At 65.1% G+C, this 19,347-nt stretch carries 14 protein-coding genes; 6 read left to right on the top strand and 8 right to left on the bottom strand.

What is annotated here, in order from left to right; all coding sequences use genetic code 11:
* The coding region (locus M9921_06330; GenBank protein MCO5296458.1) for a DNA polymerase at positions 1-1,059 on the top strand (1,059 nt) is incomplete at its 5' end.
* Positions 1,056-2,252 carry a beta-lactamase family protein gene (locus tag M9921_06325; GenBank protein ID MCO5296457.1) on the top strand — a complete coding sequence of 399 codons (1,197 nt, stop codon included), beginning with the start codon at positions 1,056-1,058 and terminating at the stop codon, positions 2,250-2,252. The genes M9921_06330 and M9921_06325, both read left to right, overlap by 4 nt.
* Here the strand turns inward: M9921_06325 and M9921_06320 are convergent.
* From M9921_06320 to M9921_06310, 3 genes are all read right to left on the bottom strand, one after another.
* Positions 2,244-3,437, bottom strand: coding sequence for a HipA domain-containing protein (locus M9921_06320; protein MCO5296456.1), 1,194 nt, complete (start codon positions 3,435-3,437; stop codon positions 2,244-2,246). The two genes, M9921_06325 and M9921_06320, sit on opposite strands and share 9 nt — an antisense overlap.
* The gene (locus M9921_06315) at positions 3,434-3,643 is read right to left on the bottom strand and encodes a helix-turn-helix domain-containing protein (GenBank protein ID MCO5296455.1); all 210 of its coding nucleotides are present in this window, start codon (positions 3,641-3,643) and stop codon (positions 3,434-3,436) included. The genes M9921_06320 and M9921_06315 overlap by 4 nt, the downstream gene beginning before the upstream one ends.
* 237 nt (positions 3,644-3,880) lie before the next feature.
* A complete protein-coding gene (locus tag M9921_06310) occupies positions 3,881-5,101 on the bottom strand; it encodes a competence/damage-inducible protein A (protein MCO5296454.1) in 1,221 nt (406 codons plus the stop codon).
* A gap of 145 nt (positions 5,102-5,246) precedes the next feature.
* Between M9921_06310 and M9921_06305 the strand changes: the two genes are divergently transcribed.
* Both M9921_06305 and M9921_06300 read left to right on the top strand, forming a co-directional pair.
* Complete coding sequence (locus M9921_06305) at positions 5,247-6,368, top strand: aminopeptidase (GenBank protein MCO5296453.1); 1,122 nt, start codon at positions 5,247-5,249, stop codon at positions 6,366-6,368.
* A gap of 4 nt (positions 6,369-6,372) precedes the next feature.
* Positions 6,373-7,434, top strand: a complete 1,062-nt coding sequence (locus M9921_06300; protein MCO5296452.1) for a Gfo/Idh/MocA family oxidoreductase — start codon at positions 6,373-6,375, stop codon at positions 7,432-7,434.
* Between the two features lie 261 nt (positions 7,435-7,695).
* Here M9921_06300 and M9921_06295 read toward each other — a convergent pair whose 3' ends face one another.
* Complete coding sequence (locus M9921_06295) at positions 7,696-8,826, bottom strand: hypothetical protein (GenBank protein MCO5296451.1); 1,131 nt, start codon at positions 8,824-8,826, stop codon at positions 7,696-7,698.
* Between the two features lie 47 nt (positions 8,827-8,873).
* On the opposite strand from M9921_06295, the gene M9921_06290 reads away from it, so the two are divergent.
* A complete protein-coding gene (locus tag M9921_06290; protein ID MCO5296450.1) occupies positions 8,874-10,694 on the top strand; it encodes an ABC transporter ATP-binding protein/permease in 1,821 nt (606 codons plus the stop codon).
* A gap of 138 nt (positions 10,695-10,832) precedes the next feature.
* Here the strand turns inward: M9921_06290 and M9921_06285 are convergent, their stop codons facing one another.
* The gene (locus M9921_06285; GenBank protein ID MCO5296449.1) at positions 10,833-13,349 is read right to left on the bottom strand and encodes a sugar phosphate nucleotidyltransferase; all 2,517 of its coding nucleotides are present in this window, start codon (positions 13,347-13,349) and stop codon (positions 10,833-10,835) included.
* Between the two features lie 195 nt (positions 13,350-13,544).
* Between M9921_06285 and M9921_06280 the strand changes: the two genes are divergently transcribed.
* A complete protein-coding gene (locus M9921_06280) occupies positions 13,545-14,237 on the top strand; it encodes a type II secretion system GspH family protein (GenBank protein MCO5296448.1) in 693 nt (230 codons plus the stop codon).
* Positions 14,238-14,772: 535 nt separating this feature from the next.
* Here the strand turns inward: M9921_06280 and M9921_06275 are convergent.
* The 3 genes from M9921_06275 to M9921_06265 all read right to left on the bottom strand — a co-directional run bounded on the left by M9921_06275 (position 14,773) and on the right by M9921_06265 (position 19,257).
* Positions 14,773-17,427, bottom strand: coding sequence for a hypothetical protein (locus M9921_06275; GenBank protein ID MCO5296447.1), 2,655 nt, complete (start codon positions 17,425-17,427; stop codon positions 14,773-14,775).
* Positions 17,428-17,494: 67 nt separating this feature from the next.
* Entirely contained in the window at positions 17,495-18,529 is a 1,035-nt protein-coding gene (locus M9921_06270) for an FAD-dependent oxidoreductase (protein MCO5296446.1), read from the bottom strand.
* On the bottom strand, positions 18,526-19,257 hold the full coding sequence (locus tag M9921_06265) for a class I SAM-dependent methyltransferase (protein ID MCO5296445.1): 732 nt from the start codon (positions 19,255-19,257) through the stop codon (positions 18,526-18,528). The genes M9921_06270 and M9921_06265 overlap by 4 nt, the downstream gene beginning before the upstream one ends.
* Between the last annotated feature and the right edge of the window lie 90 nt (positions 19,258-19,347).

Here is a 19,347-nt window from a genome sequence, read left to right as displayed (position 1 = left end):
GGAGAGATTCTCTTCGAGAAGCTGTCGATTCCCGCGCCGAAGAAGACGAAGACGGGGTACGCCACCGGGGTCGAGATCCTGCAGGTGCTCGCCCCCGCGCACCCCATTTGCGGGGAGGTCCTCGCCTGGCGCGAGCTCTCGAAGCTGAAGTCCACCTATGCGGACTCGCTGCCCAAGATGATCGGCGAGGACGGGCGCATCCACACGAACTACTCGCAGACGGTCGCGGCCACCGGGCGGCTCTCCTCGAACGAGCCGAACCTCCAGAACATCCCGATCCGCACCGAACTCGGCCGCCAGATCCGGCAGGCGTTCGTGGCCGCGCCGGGATTCACGCTTGCGTCGTTCGACTACTCGCAGATCGAGTTGCGCGTGCTCGCCCACATGTGCGGCGACGAGGCGTTGGTCGGGGCCTTCCAACGCCACGAGGACGTGCACACGGTCACCGCGTCGCTGATGTACGGCGTGCCCTTGACGGAGGTGACGCGCGAGCAGCGCGGCTACTCGAAGATGCTCAACTACGCGGTGCTGTACGGCGTAACGGACTTCGGGCTGGCGAACCAGCTCGGCGGCGCGTTTTCGATTTCGGAGGCCAAGGCGCTGATCGAGCAGTACCGCGAGCGCTTCCCGAGCATCAAGGCGTTCACGGATTCGGTCGTGCAGGAGGCCAAAAGCAAGGGGTTCACCACGACGCTGTACGGCCGCCGGCGCCACTTCCCCGACATCCACGCCCTGAACCGCAACGAGCGCATGTACGCCGAGCGCCAGGCGATGAACGCGCCGATCCAGGGCACCGCCGCGGACATGATCAAACTCGCGATGCTGCATGTGCGCAACGAGTTGGGCGCCTCCGCCACGCGCATGCTGCTACAGGTGCACGACGAGCTGGTGTTCGAGATGAAGCCGGAGGAGGAGGGTTTGGTCGAACCCATCCGCAAGGCCATGGAGAACGCCCTGCCCCTGTCCGTGCCCGTCGAGGTGGACGCGAAGATCGGGCCGAACTGGGCGGAGATGAAGGCCGTTGACCACAAACCACAAACCACAATCCACAAACCATGAAGATCCGCCGGCTACTCCCCCTCCTGCTCCTCTTGCCCGCGCTCGTGCGAGCGGATGCGGTCGACGACTACCTGAAATCGCAGATGGCGGAGAAGAAGATCCCCGGCATGGCGATCGGGATCTTCAGGGACGGGAAGCTCGTGAAAGCCGCCGGCTACGGGTCCACGAAGGTCGAGGGTGGCTCGGCGGTCACCCCCGACACCCTGTTCAACATCGGGTCGATCACCAAGCAGTTCACGGCCACCGCCGTGTTGCTGTTGGAACGCGACGGCAAGCTCTCCGTGGACGATCCCGTGCGCAAACTCCTGCCCGAGGCTCCGAAGGAGTGGGGCGACATGCGCATCCGGCACGTCTTGTCCCACACCTCTGGCCTCGGCGATTACGGTTCAGTGCCCGGTTTCGACTTCCTCGGCGATCCCAGCGAGGAGGATCTCGTGAAGGGGCTCGCGCAAACCAAGCTGCAGTCCGAACCCGGGGCAAAATACAGCTACTCGAACATCGGCTACGCGATGCTCGGCGTGCTGATCCACCGGGCCTCGGGCATGCCGTACGAGGAGTTCGTGAACACGCGCATTCTCAAGCCCGCCGGGATGGTCGCGACGCGTTTCGTACCCAAGGGCGATTGGCCTGCAGGCAGCGCCGTTGGGTACGTGCAGCGCGGAGAGTCGCAGGTGCCAGGGCCTACGCAACGCGCCCGACCGAGTGCTCCGGCCGGCGCGATCCTGACCAACGTGCCCGACATGTTGAAATGGGAAATCGCGATGCGAAACGGCACCGTGCTTCCCAAGAGCGACCTCGAGCGCATGTGGAAGCCGTTTGTGCTGAACGACGGCACGGCTTCCACTTATGGATTCGGCTGGGTGATCCCCACCGGAGCCAAGGGCGACGTGGTGATGCATACGGGCGCGACCGTGGCCGGCTTCCGTGCCGTGATCATCCGCCAGCGCGCCACGGGGCTCACCGCGGTGCTCTTCGCGAACTTCGGGGGCGACTGGAACCCCACCGCCACGCTCAACCAGGCCGTAACTCTGTTTCTGAAACAACCGCCCTCTCGGGCGACACGCCCGACGAGCGGGCGTGGCACCCGCGTGGCACCCAAACGACGGGGTTGGAGTGGGGTGCCACGCCCGCTGGACGGGCGTGCCGATCTGAAAACCGCCAACACGCAAACTGGATCCCGGAAGCTAGGCTAGCAGTGCTCGCGCCCGGTCCGCGATCGTCTCGCGCATCTTGGCGACGACTGCCTCGGGGTAGGGCAAGGAGTCGAGGTCTGGGAGCCATAAGGACGCTTTCGAGGCAATCCTGCGGAGCGAACTGCGCGTGGCTGTTTCGGGGACCGCGTAGCGCTGTCCAAATCGCACAAAATCCTCAGCTAGGAACCTACCGAAGCTCTCGCCTTCGAGCGCCAGCGCCATCCGGTCTGCCCCCCAAAGGACATCGCCATACGGCAATGTGGAGAGAAGATCGTAGGCCGGCGTCAGATTCCACCGATCCGTGCCCGCACCAAGCATCAAACTCACGTTCTTGGCGTGCAGGTCTCCGTTTCCGATGAGATAGCTGAACGCGTACAGCTCCAAGAGGTTCAGGACAACCGCTTTCGAACCCGTGATGCCGTGGAACAGGTCGCCAATTTCGCGGTAGTCGGGGTCGTACTTCGCCGCCGGATAACGGTCGGCAAGTTGCAGTGCATCCTCGACGTGGAGTTGCCGCAATCCCTGTCGCCCCTCTTCGACCACCCGATCGAATCGCGTCACGAGCAGGCACCCCTGCCGAGTCGCGACGTCTGCAGAACGCAGTCCGCACCGCCTCGCCGCCCGCATGAAGAAGGCCTCGTTCTCGATCAAGCCCGGCAGGTCGGCGGGCGGCACTTTCGCAATGTAAGCCTTGCGGCGGCCGCGGACTCGGGCCACTCGCACCAACGCGCCGATCGAGAGCTTGGGCTGAACGCCGGGGATCGCCGCCACCGAGGGCGCGCTCCGCGCTTCGACCAGCGCTTGGAGGTCCACCCGGTCCAAGCTCAGAACCTCCGCGGGAGGGGATCCCGGCTGCCGCACGGTCACGTCCCCGATGGCGTCGCTTCCGGTCGCCGCGAGGATCGAGAACAGGTCGTCCCGGCTCGCCCGGATGCGGCGCTGCACGATGTCGAGCATGACCCCTTCGGGCAGGAGACCGGCAAAGTAGCTGTGCAGATTTGCGACCCCGACGGTCTCGATCGGCTCCCGAGCCACACCAAGGTGCCGGGCAATCGGCCCTCCCCCGGAAGCCAGATACTCGGGGTCGTAGACGAACCGGCTGCCGCGATCGGTCCTTTCGAGGCGTCCGGCCAAGCGGTCGTCCTTGTACACCTCCAGGACTGCAACCCGAGCAGGGCCGTTCACTCCGTGTCCGCCTTCGGCACGATCGCGATCTCCAGCCCGAGGCAGTCGAGGAGCAGCACCAGAGAATCCAGCCCGACGGCGCCGCGCCCCGTCTCGAGGTGGTACACCGGTCGCCTCGAGAGGCCCGCCAAAGCCGCAAGCTGTTCCTGACTCAGGTTCGCGTCGCGGCGGGCGCGACGCACGACCTCGCCAACCTTACGAAGCACATCTGAGACATCCTGTTTGTGATCTTGAGGGGACATACGATCTCATTTTGGCACGATTGAGACACAAAATGACCCGATTTGTGCCTACACAATCTCATCTTGGCCCTATGAGACATCCCCTGCTCCTTGCGATGCATGTTGTGAGATGTATAGATCACAATTTGATGGTAATCCCATCACCCAGAGCGCCACGCCCGCTGGACGGGCGTGCTGAAGCTCGCAGCTCACAACCCAAAGTTACAACAGCGCTCTTCGCAACAGGGTGAGGGCCATTTGGGAGCTTCGGCCGCGGATGTCCTCGCGCGTGCCGCGGAACTGAAACTCGTGCGCTTTGGTTCGGCCTGGGCCGGCGATCGCGATCCACACCGTGCCCACGGGTTTGGCTTCGGTTCCCCCGTCGGGGCCGGCGATGCCGGTGATCGAGACCGCCCAATCGGCCCCCAGGGAGCCCCGAGCTCCCGCGGCCATCGCCTCGGCGCACTCTTCGCTCACCGCGCCCGCACCCTCGAGCACGGGCAACGGCACGTCCAGGAGCCGCGCTTTTGCCTCGTTCGCATAGGTGATGACGCCGCCGAGGAACACGTCGGACGCGCCGGGCACCGACGTCAGCCGCGCGCCCAGGCCCCCTCCGGTGCAGCTTTCCGCCACCGCCAAGGTCTGCCCTGCCTCGCGGAGCATCGCGAGCACCACGGACTCCAAAGTCTGGTCGTCGACCCCGAACACCGCATCCCCCAGCAGCCCGCGGATGCGCTCCTCGAGGGGATCGAGCATCGCGTCGGCCTCTGCCGTCGACGCGGCGCGCGCCGTGAGCCGAAGGTGCACCTCGCCGGGTTTGGCGTAGGGCGCGACGCTGGGATTCGCGGAAGCCAACTCCGCGCGGATGCGGTCCTCGACCGCGCTCTCCCCCATCCCCGCAACGCGCAGGATGCGGGAGTGGATCACGGAGTCCCCTGTGCCTAACCGGTCGCGAACCAACGCGAGCATCGGTCCGAACTCGCCCTTGGGGCCGGGCATCGCCACCACGATCTTGCCGCCGAGCCGGCAGAACAGCCCTGGAGCGGTGCCGTTGGGATTGGCGAGCGCCTCGGCGCACGCGGGCCGCATCGCCTGGCGGCGCTGGGACTCCGTCCACTTCAGCCGCCGGTCCTCGAAGATCTTGCGGATGCCGGCCTCGATCTCGGGATCGTGCACGAGCTCCACGCCGAGCGCGGCGGCGATGCCGTCGCGCGTGAGATCGTCCTCCGTGGGACCCAGACCCCCGATGGTGAACACGATGTCGGAGCGCCCCAACGCAAGTCGGAGCGCCTCGGTCAGCCGCCCGAGATTGTCCCCGACCGTTTGCCGGAAGTGGTGCGAGATGCCGAGTTCGGGGAGCATCCGACCCAGCGCCTGGGCGTTCGTGTCCGCGATCTGGCCCATCAGCAGCTCGGTGCCCACGGAAACGATCTCGGCAGTCATAACCAATTATGGGGGTGCCACGAGAGCTGCATGTACCTTGAGCTCCCGCCTCACGCCTCACGCCTCCCGCCTCACGCCTCACACCTCACGCCTCACGCCTCACGCCTCACGCCTCACGCCTCCCCCCTCCCGGTATTCTCATCTCATGCTCGATCCCCGCGTGACGCGCCTTGCCGAACTGCTCTGCACCCACTCGACCGAACTGACCTCCGACGACACGCTGCTCGTGCATGCGTTCGACATCCCCGACGAGTGCGTGGCGGAGATCGTCCGCGTGGGGCAATCCAAAGGCGCCAAGGTACTCACGCGCCTGGAGAGCGGCATCGTGCGCCGGCAGATGATGCTCGGCATGACCGAGGCCAACGCCAAAACCATCGCCGACGCCGAGAAGTTCGAGATGGACCAGGTGACCGCCTACATCGCGCTGCGCGGCAGCGACAACTACGCGGAGCTTTCGGACATTCCCGGCGCGACCATGACGATGTGGCAGAAGGTGTACGCCATCCCCGTGGTCTTCGAGACGCGCGTGCCCAACACCAAGTGGGTGGCGCTGCGCTGGCCCACCCCCGGCATGGCGCAGCAGGCGAACATGAGCACCGAGGCGTTCGAGAAGTTCTACTTCGACGTCTGCACGCTCGACTACGCGAAGATGGAGAAAGCCGCCGAGCCGCTGCAAGAGCTGATGGCCCGCACCGACCGGGTGCACCTCAAGGGCCCCGGCACCGACCTCGAGTTCTCGATCAAGGGCATCGGGGCCGTGCCGTGCTCGGGGCACCGGAACATCCCGGACGGCGAGTGCTTCTCCTGTCCCGTGCGCGACTCGATGAACGGGACCGTGCAGTACAACACCGTCTCGCTCTACCAGGGCACCGAGTTCAAGGACATCCGCTATGTGGTGAAGAACGGCAAAATCGTCGAGGCGAGCGCGGGCGATCAGACCGACAAACTGAACGAGATCCTCGACACCGACGAGGGGGCGCGCTACTTCGGCGAGTGGTCGCTGGGCTACAACCCCTACGTGCTGCACCCGATGAAGGACACGCTGTTCGACGAGAAGATCGCCGGCTCGTTCCACCTCACGCCGGGCAACGCCTACGAGGGCCCCGGCGGCAACGGCAACAAGTCGGCGATCCACTGGGACACCGTGTGCATCCAGCGCCCGGAGTACGGCGGCGGCGAAGTGTGGTTCGACGGCGTCCTGGTCCGCAAGGACGGCCTCTTTGTGCTTCCGGAACTCGAGGGGCTCAACCCCTCGCGCTTGGGGTGAAGTCATGAAACGCATCGGCATCATCGGCTGCGGAGCGATCAGCGGCATCTACTTTGAGAACCTGGCGAAGCTCGATGGAGTCGAAGTCGTCGCGTGCGCGGATCTCGACCTGCAACGGTGCTCCGAGGTGGGTGTGCGCTACGGGGTGCCCTCGGCGAAGGTCGAAGAGATCCTCGCCGACCCGTCGGTCGACATGATCCTGAACCTGACGGTGCCCAAGGCGCACCACGAGGTCAGCCTGCTCGCCCTTCGCTCGGGAAAGCACGTCTACTCTGAGAAGCCTTTGGCGATCGAGCTGCACGAGGGGCGAGAGCTTCTGGAGCAGGCTGCCGAAAGGGGACTTCGCATCGGTTGCGCCCCCGACACCTTCCTCGGCGCGGCCCTCCAAACGTGCCGCAAGATTCTGGACGATGGGATGATCGGCGACCCGATCGGGGCGAACGGGTTCATGCTTTGCCACGGCCACGAGTCCTGGCACCCCTCGCCGCAGTTCTACTACGAGTTCGGCGGCGGCCCGCTCTACGACATGGGACCCTACTATCTGACCGCGCTCGTCTCGCTTCTCGGGCCCGCCTCGCAGGTGGTCGGCATGGCCCAAACGACCTTCCCGACGCGAACGATCACCAGCCGCCCCCGCAACGGCGAGGTCATCGAAGTGGAGACCCCGACGCATCTGGTCAGCACCATCCGGTTCGATGCGGGCGCCGTGGCCCAACTCACCACGAGCTTCGACGTGTGGGCCACCGAACTGCCCTGCCTCGAAGTCTACGGGACCAAGGGCTCCCTGAGCGTCCCGGACCCCAACGGCTTCGGCGGCTCGGTGCGGGTGCGGCGCGAAGGCGAAACCGAGTGGTCCGAAGTGCCGCTCGTCCCAGGGTGCGCCGAGAACGGCCGGGGCCTCGGGGCTTGGGACATGGCGCAAGCCATCGAGGAGGACCGCCCGCACCGCGCGAGTGGCGAGATGGCGTTTCACGTGCTGGAGATCATCGCCGGCACACATCGTTCCGAAAAGGAGGGTCGACGCGTGGAGCTCACGACACGCCCGGAACGCCCCGCGCCGTTGTAGATTCTGGGAGTGCGCGCGCTTGCGCGACGCCGTAACCCCGCCGAACTCGTTCGGCGCGCCAGGGCTCGCGGCAAGCCGCTCGGATTCAGGGCGACGAGCGAGCTCGCGCACTCCCAGAGGTTATCTGCGGCGCTTACCCAGAGCCTGGGAGTGCGCGCGCTTGCGCGACGCCGTAACCCCGCCGAACTCGTTCGGCGCGCAAGGGCTCGCGGCAAGCCGCTCGGATTCAGGGCGACGAGCAAGCTCGCGCACTCCCAGAGGTTATCTGCGGCGCCTTGAGACCAGCACCAGCACGGCCAGCGGCACCGAGAGGCCGAACGAGAGCATCGAGGCGAGCGAGGGTTGGGACTGCTCGGCGACCAGCTTCTTCAGCTTCGTGACCCGTCCCGTGGCGTTCCAATCCTGCACGTACAGATTCCCATTGGCGTCGTAGCTCAGCCCGTGGGGCGCGGTGAAAAGCCCCTCCTTCCACGCGTCGGTGGGAACCCCGTAGTTCGCCCACTGCTTCGCGTCCGGGTTGTCCCCGAGGAACGCGACCGGCGTTCCGTTCTTGTCCACGATTGTCACACGACCCTCGAGTTCGGCCACTGCGGCGAGGTCTCCCTGGATCGACACCGCGCACGGCCGCCGCAGGAACGTGGCGTAGACGCCGAGGAAGTGGCCGTCGAGATCCATGTGGACCAAACGCCGGTTCTCCCGGTCGCACACGAGCAGCCGCGGCTCGCCGAACCGGCTGTCGATCGCCAGACCATGGCACGTCTGGAACTGCCCCTCGCCCTTGCCCGGCCCGCCAAAGGTCTTCAACAGCTTCCCACCTGCGTCGAACTTGTGCATCAGGTTCGAGCCGTAGCCCATCGCCGCGAAGATCGACCCGTCGGGCGCCACGGTCACCGCGGTGAGGCCGTTCCATCCGCCCGGGACCTCGCCCGTGCTTTCGTTGGGGATCTGCAGGACGACCTTGCCGTCAAGGTCCAGCTTCACGATGCGGTTGCCGGCCAGGTGCGCTCCATAGAGGTACTCCCGACCTCCCTCTTCTCGAATCGAGAGCGAGTGCACCCCCTTGCAGTCGAGCGCGATGCTGCGCAAGAAGGTCCCGTCCGGCTCGAAGACGCAGATGGCCCGGTCGGAGTCCGTGCTCAGGTAGATGCGCCCCTCCTTGTCGAGCGCGATCCCGCCGTGCGTCGGTCCCAGCGGCTTGGCGTCCGGCATCTTGCCCCAGCCTGGCACCGTTTCGAACGTGTTGGCGCCATTGCCCGTGCGCACTTGAACGTCCACCCCCAATCCATCGTGGTCAGGGGGCGCCCCGTGCTCGGGATGCGCAAGGGCGAGGGCCGCGAGGGCGAGGGCGCACCCGGCCAAGCCGGCGCGAGTCCAGAAGGGAGTGTGGGCCATGGCTAAGGGCAAGTGTAGCAAATCGCCGGTCATAATCGAAGTGCCCCATGGCCGCACCTCCCGACTCCTCTCGTGCCAACACGAAGAAACTCAACCGCGCCACGCTGAAGCGCGTGATCGGGTTGTTCGCGCCCTACCGCGCCAAGGTGATCCTCACGCTGATCACGGTGATGGTCGGTGTCCTCATGGGCCTCCTGCCGCCCCTGTTCCTGAAGATCATCATCGACGACGGCCTTCAGAAGGGCAACCTGCACACGGTCATGGCGTTCTCGCTCTGGACCGTGCTGATCACCATCGTCGCGGCGGGTGTCACGGTCCTATACGGCTACTGGAGCGTGGTGATCGGCCAGAACATCATGTGCGACCTGCGGAACAACCTGTTCACGCACCTGCAAAGCATGTCGCTCCGGTTCTTCACGGCCACGCGCACCGGCGATATCCAGACCCGCCTGATCAGCGACGTCCAAGGGGTGCAGACGGTGGTCAGCACGACCCTGACCGACGCTCTGTCCAACTTCGGCATCGTCATCTCCGCGCTGATCGCGATGGTCGTGCTCGACTGGCGCCTGACGCTGCTCTCCGTCGGGATGGTGCCGTTCTTCGCGTTCATCGGCTCCTTGGTGGGCGAGTTCGCGCGCAAGGTCCGCAAGGGCACGCAAGAACAAACCAGCGAACTGAACTCGATGATGCAGGAGACGCTCTCGGTCTCCGGGATCCTGCTGACCAAGACGAGCGGACGCCTCGACATGCTCACCCGCCAATTCGACATCGAGAACCGGAAGCTTGCGGGCTGGCAGATCAAGATGCAGCTCCTGCAGTACCTGTTCTTCGGCATGATCCGGCTGATCACCTCGGTCGCGCCGGCGCTGGTCTACTGGCTCGCCGGGTACCTGATCTCCAAAGGCGACGGGACCATCACGATCGGCACAATCGTCGCGTTCACCGCCCTGCAGACCCGTATGTTCTTCCCCATCACGAGCCTGCTCAGCCTCCAGGTGGAGATCATCAGCTCGGTGGCCCTCTTCGACCGTTTGTTCGAGTACCTCGACCTCAAGCGGGACGTCGTCGACCGCCCCGACGCCCGCCCGTTGGCGCCCGGCGAGGTCGAAGGGCGCGTGGCGTTCGAACACGTCGGGTTCCGGTATGAGCAGGACGCCGAGGAGCCCACGCTCTCCGACATCACCTTCGTGGCGGAGCCCGGGCAACTCATCGCACTGGTCGGCCCCTCGGGCGCGGGCAAGACGACCCTCACCTACCTCATCCCCAGGCTCTACGATCCCGATGAGGGCAAGGTGACGATCGACGGGACGGATCTTCGCGATCTCACCATGGCGAGTGTCTCGGAGATCGTGGGCGCGGTCACGCAGGAGACCTACCTGCTCCACGCCACCATCGCCGACAATCTGCGGGTCGCGAAGCCCGAAGCGACGCTCGAGGAGATGGTCGAAGCGTGCCGCTCGGCGGCGATCCACGACCACATCGACTCGCTGCCGGAGGGATACGAGACGGTGGTCGGCGAACGCGGCTACAAACTATCGGGCGGCGAGAAGCAGCGGGTCGCCATCGCACGCGCGATTCTCAAGAACCCGCGCATCCTCATTCTCGACGAGGCGACCTCGGCGCTCGACACGCACTCGGAAAGGCTCATCCAGAAATCGCTGAAGGGGCTCATGCAGGGTCGTACGACGTTTGCGATCGCACACCGGCTCTCGACGATCCTCGAGGCCGACCTCATCCTCGTGCTGCGGGAAGGCCGCATCGTGGAGCAGGGTCGGCACGCCGAGTTGCTCAAGAAGGGCGGCCTGTACTCCAAGCTCTACCACGACCAGTTCGAGCAGGAGAAGGCCCTCGAACCCACCCAGAGCTAGCCCGAACCACAACCCGCAAGCGACGGCATCTCACGCAAAGAACGCCATGGCGCAAAGGGACCGCAAACCACAAACCGCAAACCGCAAACCGCAAACCGCAAACCGCAAACCGCAAACCACAAACCACAAACCACAAGCCTAATGCGGGACTCGCTGGAGTGACTCGATCTTCTCCACAAACGTCTTGGCCAGCGCGTCGCTCCCTGCTTGCTCCGGCGCCTCCGCGTAGACGTGGAACACAGGCTCCACCGCATCGGGCAAGATGAGGACCCAGGCCCCGTCCTTGTGGATCTTCAGCCCGTCGAGCCGCTCCACCAAGGGGTCCTCCAGATGCTCCTCGCTGAGCCGGCGCATCACGGACCCCTTGGCCTCCCACGGGCACCGCACCTGCTCGTAGGCCAGTGTGAACGTGGGGAGGGCCTCCACGATCTCGTGCAGCGCCCCATCGGTCGGGGCCATCAACGCCAGGAGTTTGCCGAGCGCAAAGGCGGCATCGAACCCCGGATGGAACTCCGGAAAGACGAAGCCGCCTCGGTCATCCCCGGCCAAGGTGAGCCCCTGCTCCACCGCCGTGTGGATCAGCGAAGGCGTGTCCGCACGGGTGCGGACGACCCTCACGCCCAATCCCTCGAGGTGCTCTTGGAGCTTGGTGGGCGCCGCGACGTTGAGCCCGACGGAGACGTTCTCCTCGCCGCCCGCCAGACACGTCCCCAACACGGCCAGCAGCGTATTGCCGCTCAGGAGGCGACCCTTGTCGTCCACGACGGTCAGCCGCTCTCCCTCGTCGGTGAGCAGTACGCCGAAGTCGTAGCCCACCGAACCCACGAAGTGGCGCAGATTCAGCACGTGCCGCTCCACCTCGTCCGGCGTACGGGGGGCGAGCTTGGCATCGTTATAGCCATTCAAGCTAACGGACTCCACCCCCATCTGCGCGAGCATCGCCGGCAGGATGGACGCGAAGGCCGTGTAGCCGTAATCCACCACGATCCGAAGCTTGCGCTTTGAGCTGGGCTTGGCCAGAAGATGGAAAAAATCGCGCTGGTACTGCTCCACCGCGTGGGTCATCTGCTGCAGTTCGCCCAGGTCGTCGGGGTCGGTGCGCGTGAAATCCTCGCGGAAGAAGGCGGTTTCGACCTTCCGCTCCATGGAGGGCGAGAGATAGAGGCCGTTCGCGTCGAACATCTCCATCAGCGTCACCCGCGAGTTGCCGGGCAGCTTGCGCACGTGGATCGCCCCGTTGGCGCCCGCGTGCGCCGCGGTGTACCGCGCGATGGGGGACGCTGCGCTGCGCAGGTCGATCACGTCGCAACCCACGCTGAGGAGCGCGGCGATCACCGCGCGCTTGATCATCCGGGAGCTTCGCGTGCTGTCCCGGCTCGAGACCACTACGCTGCGGGGCGGCAAGATGGAGCCATAAGCCGAGCCGAGCCGCGTGGCGAAGTCCGGCGTGAGCTCGATGTTCGAAAGCCCCGCCACGCCGAGGTCGCGGAAGAGGTTGCCGCGCCACTTGTTGCCCCAGACCAGGGACATCGTGACCGTCGATCCGCGCTCGATGATCTTGTCCGGCCATAGCTTGATCCGCGGCCGAATCGTGCAGTCCACATCCACCAGGCACCGGTCGCCGATCACCGCGTCCTCGTGCACCGAGCTGTCGCGTTTGATCGTGATGCGGGAACATCCGATGGCGGACTGGAAGGTCACGTTGGGTCCGAGGTAGGCACTGTCCCACAGGACCGAGCGCTCCACCACGGCGTCGCGCTCGATCAACGCGTTGTCGCCGAGCACCGTATACGGCCCAATCTTGGCGCCCGCCTTGATCTTGCAGTTCCGTCCCAGACAGACGGGCGGCACGAGTTGCGCGCCCTCTTCGATCTGGCAGTTGGGGCCGACCCGCACCCCGTCCTCGATCTCCTCGCCGGGAATGGGGAGATCCACGCGACCCGCCAGCAGGTGCTCCTGGGCATCGCGGTACTGCGAGAGCGAGCCGACATCGGTCCAGTACTCGCCCATCACGTACCCGTAGATGGGCTTGCCCTCCTCAAGCAGCTTGGGGAAGATGTCCTGGCTCCAGTCGTAGCGGCGGTCAGGCTCCATCGTATCGAACACTTCGGGCTCGAGGATGTAGATGCCCGTGTTCACCGTGTCGCTGAACACCTCGGACCAGCCCGGCTTTTCGAGGAAACGCACGATTCGCCCCTCGTCGTCGGTGATCACGACGCCGAAATCCAGGGGGCTGGCGACGCGGTAGAGCACCAGGGTCGCGAGGCTCTTCCTCTCGCGGTGGAACGCGAGGGCCTTGGTCAAGTCGCAATCTGTGAGCGCGTCGCCCGAGACGATGAGGAACGTGCCTCCGCTCAGAAACTCCTCGGCGTTCTTGACCGAACCCGCGGTACCAAGAGGCTTCTCCTCGACGCTGTAACTCAGATTGACGCCGAAATCCGCACCATCGCCGAAGTAGGCCCGGATCTCGTTGGCGAGATAGTGCAGCGTCGCGACGACGTCGGTGACCCCGTGTCGGACGAGGAGCCCGAGGATGTGCTCCATGATCGGGCGGTTCCCGATGGGGACGAGCGGCTTGGGGCGGTTGGACGTGATGGGGCGGAGCCGCGAGCCTTCGCCGCCCGCCATGACCACCGCCTTGATCCCCTTGCCCATTCCCTTGGTCCTCTGCTCATGGTTTTACCTGTCGGATGCGATCACAGCTCCCGGAATTTGCAGGGGAGATGAGACTCGGCCTGTCGACCTACTGCTCTGAGTCGAGTTGTGCCGGTCTTTGGGAATTGATTCTCACCTTCCGGTCGACCGTGCTACCATGCGAGTAACTTCTCTTCCATACTCTTGCCCTCCGGCTTGAGACAGTCCCAGCGTCATGAGCCAAACGAGAGGCTGGGTGGTGAAAACATGACTATTCACTCAAGGCGCGGGTTCACACTGCTCGAAATACTCACCGTGGCGGTGATCGTGGCACTTCTCGCTGGCTTGTTGGCACCTGTGCTTGTTCGCGCAAAGCGCTCGGCGAAGGATACGGTCGCCCTTTCCAACCTGAGACAGTGTGGCATGGCAATTCTCATTTATGCAGATGACCATGGCGGGATAGCGAACCTGCCCCTAGACACTAATTTCCCCGGTGTCTTGGATAATATGCCCACTTGTGATTCGCAAGATACATGGAGAGCAGGTTGCGATTCGCCATCCATTGCACCAATGATCGGCTCCTATGCCTATATCCGCAACGCCAACGACTTCAAGAGGCCGGACATTTGGAATCTCACCCTAACAGTGGAAACGACGCCCACGTTGCTCTTGTCTGTGTTCTCGGCCAATAACCCTCCGCACCCTTTTGATCAGGATGTTGAACCCAGGACCATTACGAACTTCATGCCCGATCGCACAGTAAGGTTCATCGCAGATGGTTCGGCTGGTGTCACGATCATTGGATCAGAAGGCATTAAGGACCCATTTAGTTGGACGCTCCTGTTTAGCAGGTGGATGATCAACGGAAGCAGAGCGAGGAGCAAAGAAAGTGGGCATTGGAGAAACTAGCGCTGTCGAGCGGATTCGGAGTTGGCCCAAGGCCGCACGCGTCATTCTGGGGCTGGTTGTCACATCAGCACTCAGCTTCGTCATTGTCTTCGGAGGATTGGAGGCGTTTGGACAGTTTCGAGGTTGGGTTCACAGTGGATCGAACTTCCTAGTCTTCTTCACGGCAGGTCTTATCCAGAACGCCAGCGGATGGCGCCTGGACGGACTGATTTGGAGGGGGTCTCTATTGTTTGGGGGCTTCTGGTCCTGCCTCTGGATAGCTGCTAACGCTTACTTTGCACCGCCATTAGTCTTATTTACCAGCGCGATGGAAGTGTTCGCAATTCTTCTGTTTTCGCTTGTCGGCGGTTTGACTCTTAAGTGGTACTGCGCGATCACTGACTCAGAATATCGGACAAGAGCAGCGAACAGTCCCTGACGCCCACCCAAGACGGGGTGAGGGGGCACGCTTCGTCCTAACTCCCACACACCCGTCCGACATGACGTCGCACGCTTGGCTTCCGCCTCTTATGAAACCGCTCCACAACCCTTTCGGTCACGTCATAGTAAACCTTCTGCTAACTGTCGATCTCGTCGTCATCGCCCCCGAGCTTGAGTTCGTCGGCCCTTCGAGTTTCACGGGCGCCACCCGCACCTCGGCCAACTTCCCGGCGCCCCTCGAGGTGTTCACGATCCTCAGGAAGCGGAACCGCGTCAGACGGCCGCGATAGGCCACGGAGAGACCTCCATCCTCGGCGTCGGAGCGATTGCGCGAGGTCCAACCCCAATCCAGCTCCCGGGCCCAAAGCTGCGCCTCGGTGGGGCGCTGCCCCGTCTCGTACACCTCGATGTCGAACGTCTGCCACATCGGCCCGCCCTTCGTCACCAGGCGCACCTCGCCGGCAGGACGGTCGCGCCCGAGATCGATCTCGACCCAGTCGCCCACGTTCGGCCCCAGCTCGATGTCGGTCGCGACGTTGCCGTCCACCAACGCCGAAAGGCGCGCGGGCGGGCTCTGCGCGTTGTCGGCGACAATACGATTTGTCGCAAGATTCGTCGCAGGGTCGAACGGCGCGGCGGGGACGACAAATCGCAGGTCGAAGAAGACGACGTCCTTCCCGCTCCGGGCCTTCGAGTCCACCAGTTGCCACAGCTTGATATAGGACCAGGCGTCCACCCCGTTGCGCGTCAGTTTCACAAGGAAGAGTCCGTTCCCTCCCTTCGGGTCGATCCTCCCGAACGGATTGGCCTTGAGCGCAAAGCCCGAGGCCGTCGCCACGGGATCCGAGTCGCCGGTGGGCCTCGAGGGCAGGAGTACGGTGCCCGAAGCGCTGGTCTTCAGTGTCACGGTGGGGGGGCCGTTGGGTACGAGGCCGCCCGACGACTGGTAAAGCTCGAGGTCGGCGCTCGCGACCGGGTTTCCCGAGGCGTCGGTCACGCGCAGCAGCGTCGTCGCAGGAACGTCGTAGAGAATCTCGCCGGGCGTCCCCACGGGCTTGCCGATGCGGGCGTTGAACGAGAGCACATCGGTGGCGCTGTAAAGATCGGTGGCCTCCAACGGGGCCGTGGAGGTGATCGGATCGAAGAACGGCTCGTACGGCATCGTGAAGTCGCCCGCGAGCAGCGCCTCGTTGCGCGTATCGCCGCCGCCCATCAGACCGGGGAACCGATCTTCGGAGCCGCGGGTCACACGTTTGGACCCGTCAAGAAGCTGAACCGAGGCCGAAGAGGCGCCCATGGGGGCCAAAGACGCCAGCCCCAAACGCGTGCTGAGGGTCGCCAGCAAGGTTCGATCCACGAACCGCGCAGCCCCGATCGTGTCCGCGCTGCCCGCGGCAAAACCCCATTCGGCTTCGACCGTGTCGTCGCGCTTGCCTCCCGGCGTCGCCGGCGTTCCCTGCAGCGTCCCGTCGTCCACGATCGCGATGCGTTGGATGCGCACACGCTCGAGCACCCCGTCCGGCGCAAACGAGAAACGGCTCTGGGGTAGCACCATGTCGTTCCACGTGCGCACCTGTCCCTGAACCCACGACTCGAACGGCTCGCCCGACCTCGCTTGGAACTTGCCCAGCCACCCGCGTTCGGCGTAGAGGGCGACGCTGCGCGCCCCGGCCTGAATCTCAAGCGCATTGTTGTTGGGGCGCAGTTCGGGCCCCTTCGGCGTCACCACGATGCGGATCGGCTGCGTGCGGTGGTCGGCATCAGTCCGGTAGGGGACGGTGATCTGGGTGGTCGTCTCCTCCCCCGGCGCGAGGACTTGCTGCGACTCGGTCGAAGCGCCCGGCTGCTCGTTCACGAACCAGCGCACGGAATGCCCTGCGCTGGACGCCGCCCCCAGGTTCTTGATGTGGGCGGTGTAGGTCATCGCCTCCCCGTCCGGCAAGGGGTTGGCGAGGGTCCCGGCCGCGCGCACGACTTCCACGGATTGGCCGTCCTGATCCTTCGCCTCAGAGAGCCCTGCTGAACGGCGGGCATGAGGCGGGCCCTGTTCGATCCAAGTCACGCACAGATCGGGCATCGCGACGTCGATCTGCGCGGCCGGCTCGACCTCGACCATCAACCTCGGACGATTCTCCGGGGACGCCTGGCTGCTGGCCAAGGCGGCCGATCCGTCGAAGGTCAGCGCGAACCCGTGGTTCGCGTCCCAGTGGGTGGCCATCTCGGCGACCGCCGGACCCAGTCCGCCGATGACCAACTGGTCTTGGCCGACGGGCGCACTCGTCGCGTCGCGGATGAGCGCCACGTCGCCCAGGCCCAAGGCGCCGTCCTGCTGCCAAGCCGCGCCCCCCGCACCCGCGCGCCGATGCCTCCATGTGGAGGCCCATCGCGGGACGACAGCCTTCGCGCCGACCGGGTCGAACAAGGTGAGGGTCTTCGTCGGCCCCTCGCCCCACGGCGCCTGGACGGTGGAAATCCCGCGCAGCGTGGGACGCTGGCCCCCGACCACGGTAAGGACGAGCCGCGCATCCTTGACCCGAACCCCCGCACCCAGCGCGCGATCGAGGTCCCCAAACTTGATCAACACGGTCTTCCCGGAACCCGTCGCGAGGGAAGGGAGCCCGCCCAAACTCTCCTCGGGCCGCGTGCTGTCGAGCGTCGTGTCCTCGACGTACCAGTAGCGGGTGGAGGCTCCGATCGAGGCCCCGCGGTACAGCTCGACGGTGTTCGAACCTTGGGTTCCCAGCACAAGTGCGAGTACGGCGCTCAGCATGCGGGAAGTGTAACACGCGGGGGGAGCGTTTTCACGCAAAGGACGCTGAGGGCGCAATGAGGTCTAGTTAGGCCAGTCGCTTGGGGGTGAAGGCGAGTCTTGGGTAGTTGGAGGGATCGGACTTCCCTTCCACGAAGTCCGCAAGGGTCTTGCCGACCCACGGTCCGAACTTGAATCCGTGACCGCTGCACGCGCTGGCGAACACGATCTTCTCGCCCACACGACCCAGAAGGAAATCCTCGTTCGCCGTGCTCGTGTAGAGGCACCCCTTCGCCCCATCGAGCCGAGGCTCGGCCACTCCGAACCGGCGGGCGGCAACGTCCCGGATCGCGTCCAACGCTTCCGTGGAGGGTTCGCGATGGGGATCGTCGGGATCGATCGCAGCACCTCGCTGGTGGATGCCCACCTTGAAAGTGGACGCCCCCGGCTCGGAGGGAAACCCGTAGGGGAACCGGGCGCTGTCTTCGATCCAAACAGGGCCGCCCTGCGGAGCGTCCAGGTAGGCGAACGTCTGCAGCGACACCTCTACGGGCAACTCCAGGAACTTCGCATTCCAGGCCCCCGCGCAAAGCACCACGGCGTCGTAATCGGCCTCCAGCCGTTCCAGCGACGCCACGCGCTCGCGTCGGCACTCCGCCCCCATCGCCTCGGCGCGGGACACGAGGTGCCGCACCGCCCGCGCCGCGTGCACCCACCCCGCCTCGGGGGTCCACACCGCGATCTCGTGCTCTCCGATGCGCAACGTTGGCATCCGGCGCGCGCCCTCCAGATCGTGGGGCACGCCTAATGCCTCGAGCCCGCGCAGCATGCCCTGCATCTCCGCGCTCTGCTCGGAGCCGAAGACCACGAGCCCCACCTCGTGCAGCAACGGTTCGGGACACTCGCGTTGAAGGGCGTGCCACATCGGATACCCCTCGAGCATGATCTCCGTGTAGAACGCGTCCGGGTACGCCTTGCGCACGATGCGCGAGTTCCCGTGGGAGCTGCCCCGGTCGTGCCCCGATTCGAACTGCTCGTAAAGGGTGACCGTGTGCCCGCGCCCGGCCAGATGGAACGCGGCGGCGGCCCCGGCGATCCCCGCCCCCACCACCGCGACCCTCACGGTTTCACCGCGACGTAGTGCACGCGGTCGCTTTTGTAGCGAGGCGGGTTGAGCGTGTAGGAGTGGAATGCCCGCACTTGCCGGAAGCCAGCCTGCTCCAACATCGCGCGCACCTCCTCATCGGAGTGGGCGCGCTGGACGTGCGTCTCGTGCACCTCCTCGTTGCCCCGCCAGAAGGTCATGTCCACGCGGATGATGCGGCTCTCCGGGTCCCAATCCCCCTTCCAGTTATAGCGAAGCTTCGCGCGCGGGTTGAGGAGCTTCTGATCGAACATCTTGGCTTCGAACGCGTACGCCGTGTTGAGGTCGAAGACGAACGTTCCGCGGGGCTCCAAGTGCTCCGAGATCTTGGTGAGGGCGAGTTGCAGACGCTGGGGGTCGGTGATGTAGTTCAGGCTGTCGAAGAACGAGAACGCGCCCTCGTAGGTCTTCCCCATCGCCAGCTCGGCGGCGTCCATGCACTCGTAGCGGATGGGCAGGCCCCGCGCGGAAGCCTTCCGGCGCGCCTCGTCGATCATGGGGGCGCTGAGGTCGAAGCCCTCGACGTGGAACCCTTCGTCCGTGAGCATCTCGGAAAGCGTGCCCGTCCCGCAGCAGACGTCGAGCAACCGCTTCGGACGTACCCCTTGGTGGGAGAGGAGCAACAGGTAGTAGCCGACCCACATCCGGTAGGGGACGCCCTGCATCAGCTCGTCGTAGAACGACGCCACCGGCCCGAAACTGGTCACCCATGGAAGGTACCCGCCTCGACGCCTGCCACAAGCTCACGCAATGGACGCTAAGAACGCTATGGGATTCCCGAACCCCGATTCTCGAAT

It is taken from the genome of Fimbriimonadaceae bacterium (assembly GCA_023957775.1).
Lineage (GTDB): Bacteria > Armatimonadota > Fimbriimonadia > Fimbriimonadales > Fimbriimonadaceae > JAMLGR01.
Note: the sequence above shows the minus strand (reverse complement) of the source record. Positions and strands in the feature narration are given on the sequence as shown.

Coding starts and splice junctions, on each gene's coding strand:
- M9921_06325 (MCO5296457.1), top strand. CDS start 1,056: ATGAAGATCCGCCGGCTACTCCCCCTCCTGCTCCTCTTGCCCGCGCTC.
- M9921_06310 (MCO5296454.1), bottom strand. CDS start 5,101: ATGACTGCCGAGATCGTTTCCGTGGGCACCGAGCTGCTGATGGGCCAG.
- M9921_06305 (MCO5296453.1), top strand. CDS start 5,247: ATGCTCGATCCCCGCGTGACGCGCCTTGCCGAACTGCTCTGCACCCAC.
- M9921_06300 (MCO5296452.1), top strand. CDS start 6,373: ATGAAACGCATCGGCATCATCGGCTGCGGAGCGATCAGCGGCATCTAC.
- M9921_06295 (MCO5296451.1), bottom strand. CDS start 8,826: ATGGCCCACACTCCCTTCTGGACTCGCGCCGGCTTGGCCGGGTGCGCC.
- M9921_06290 (MCO5296450.1), top strand. CDS start 8,874: ATGGCCGCACCTCCCGACTCCTCTCGTGCCAACACGAAGAAACTCAAC.
- M9921_06285 (MCO5296449.1), bottom strand. CDS start 13,349: ATGGGCAAGGGGATCAAGGCGGTGGTCATGGCGGGCGGCGAAGGCTCG.
- M9921_06275 (MCO5296447.1), bottom strand. CDS start 17,427: ATGCTGAGCGCCGTACTCGCACTTGTGCTGGGAACCCAAGGTTCGAAC.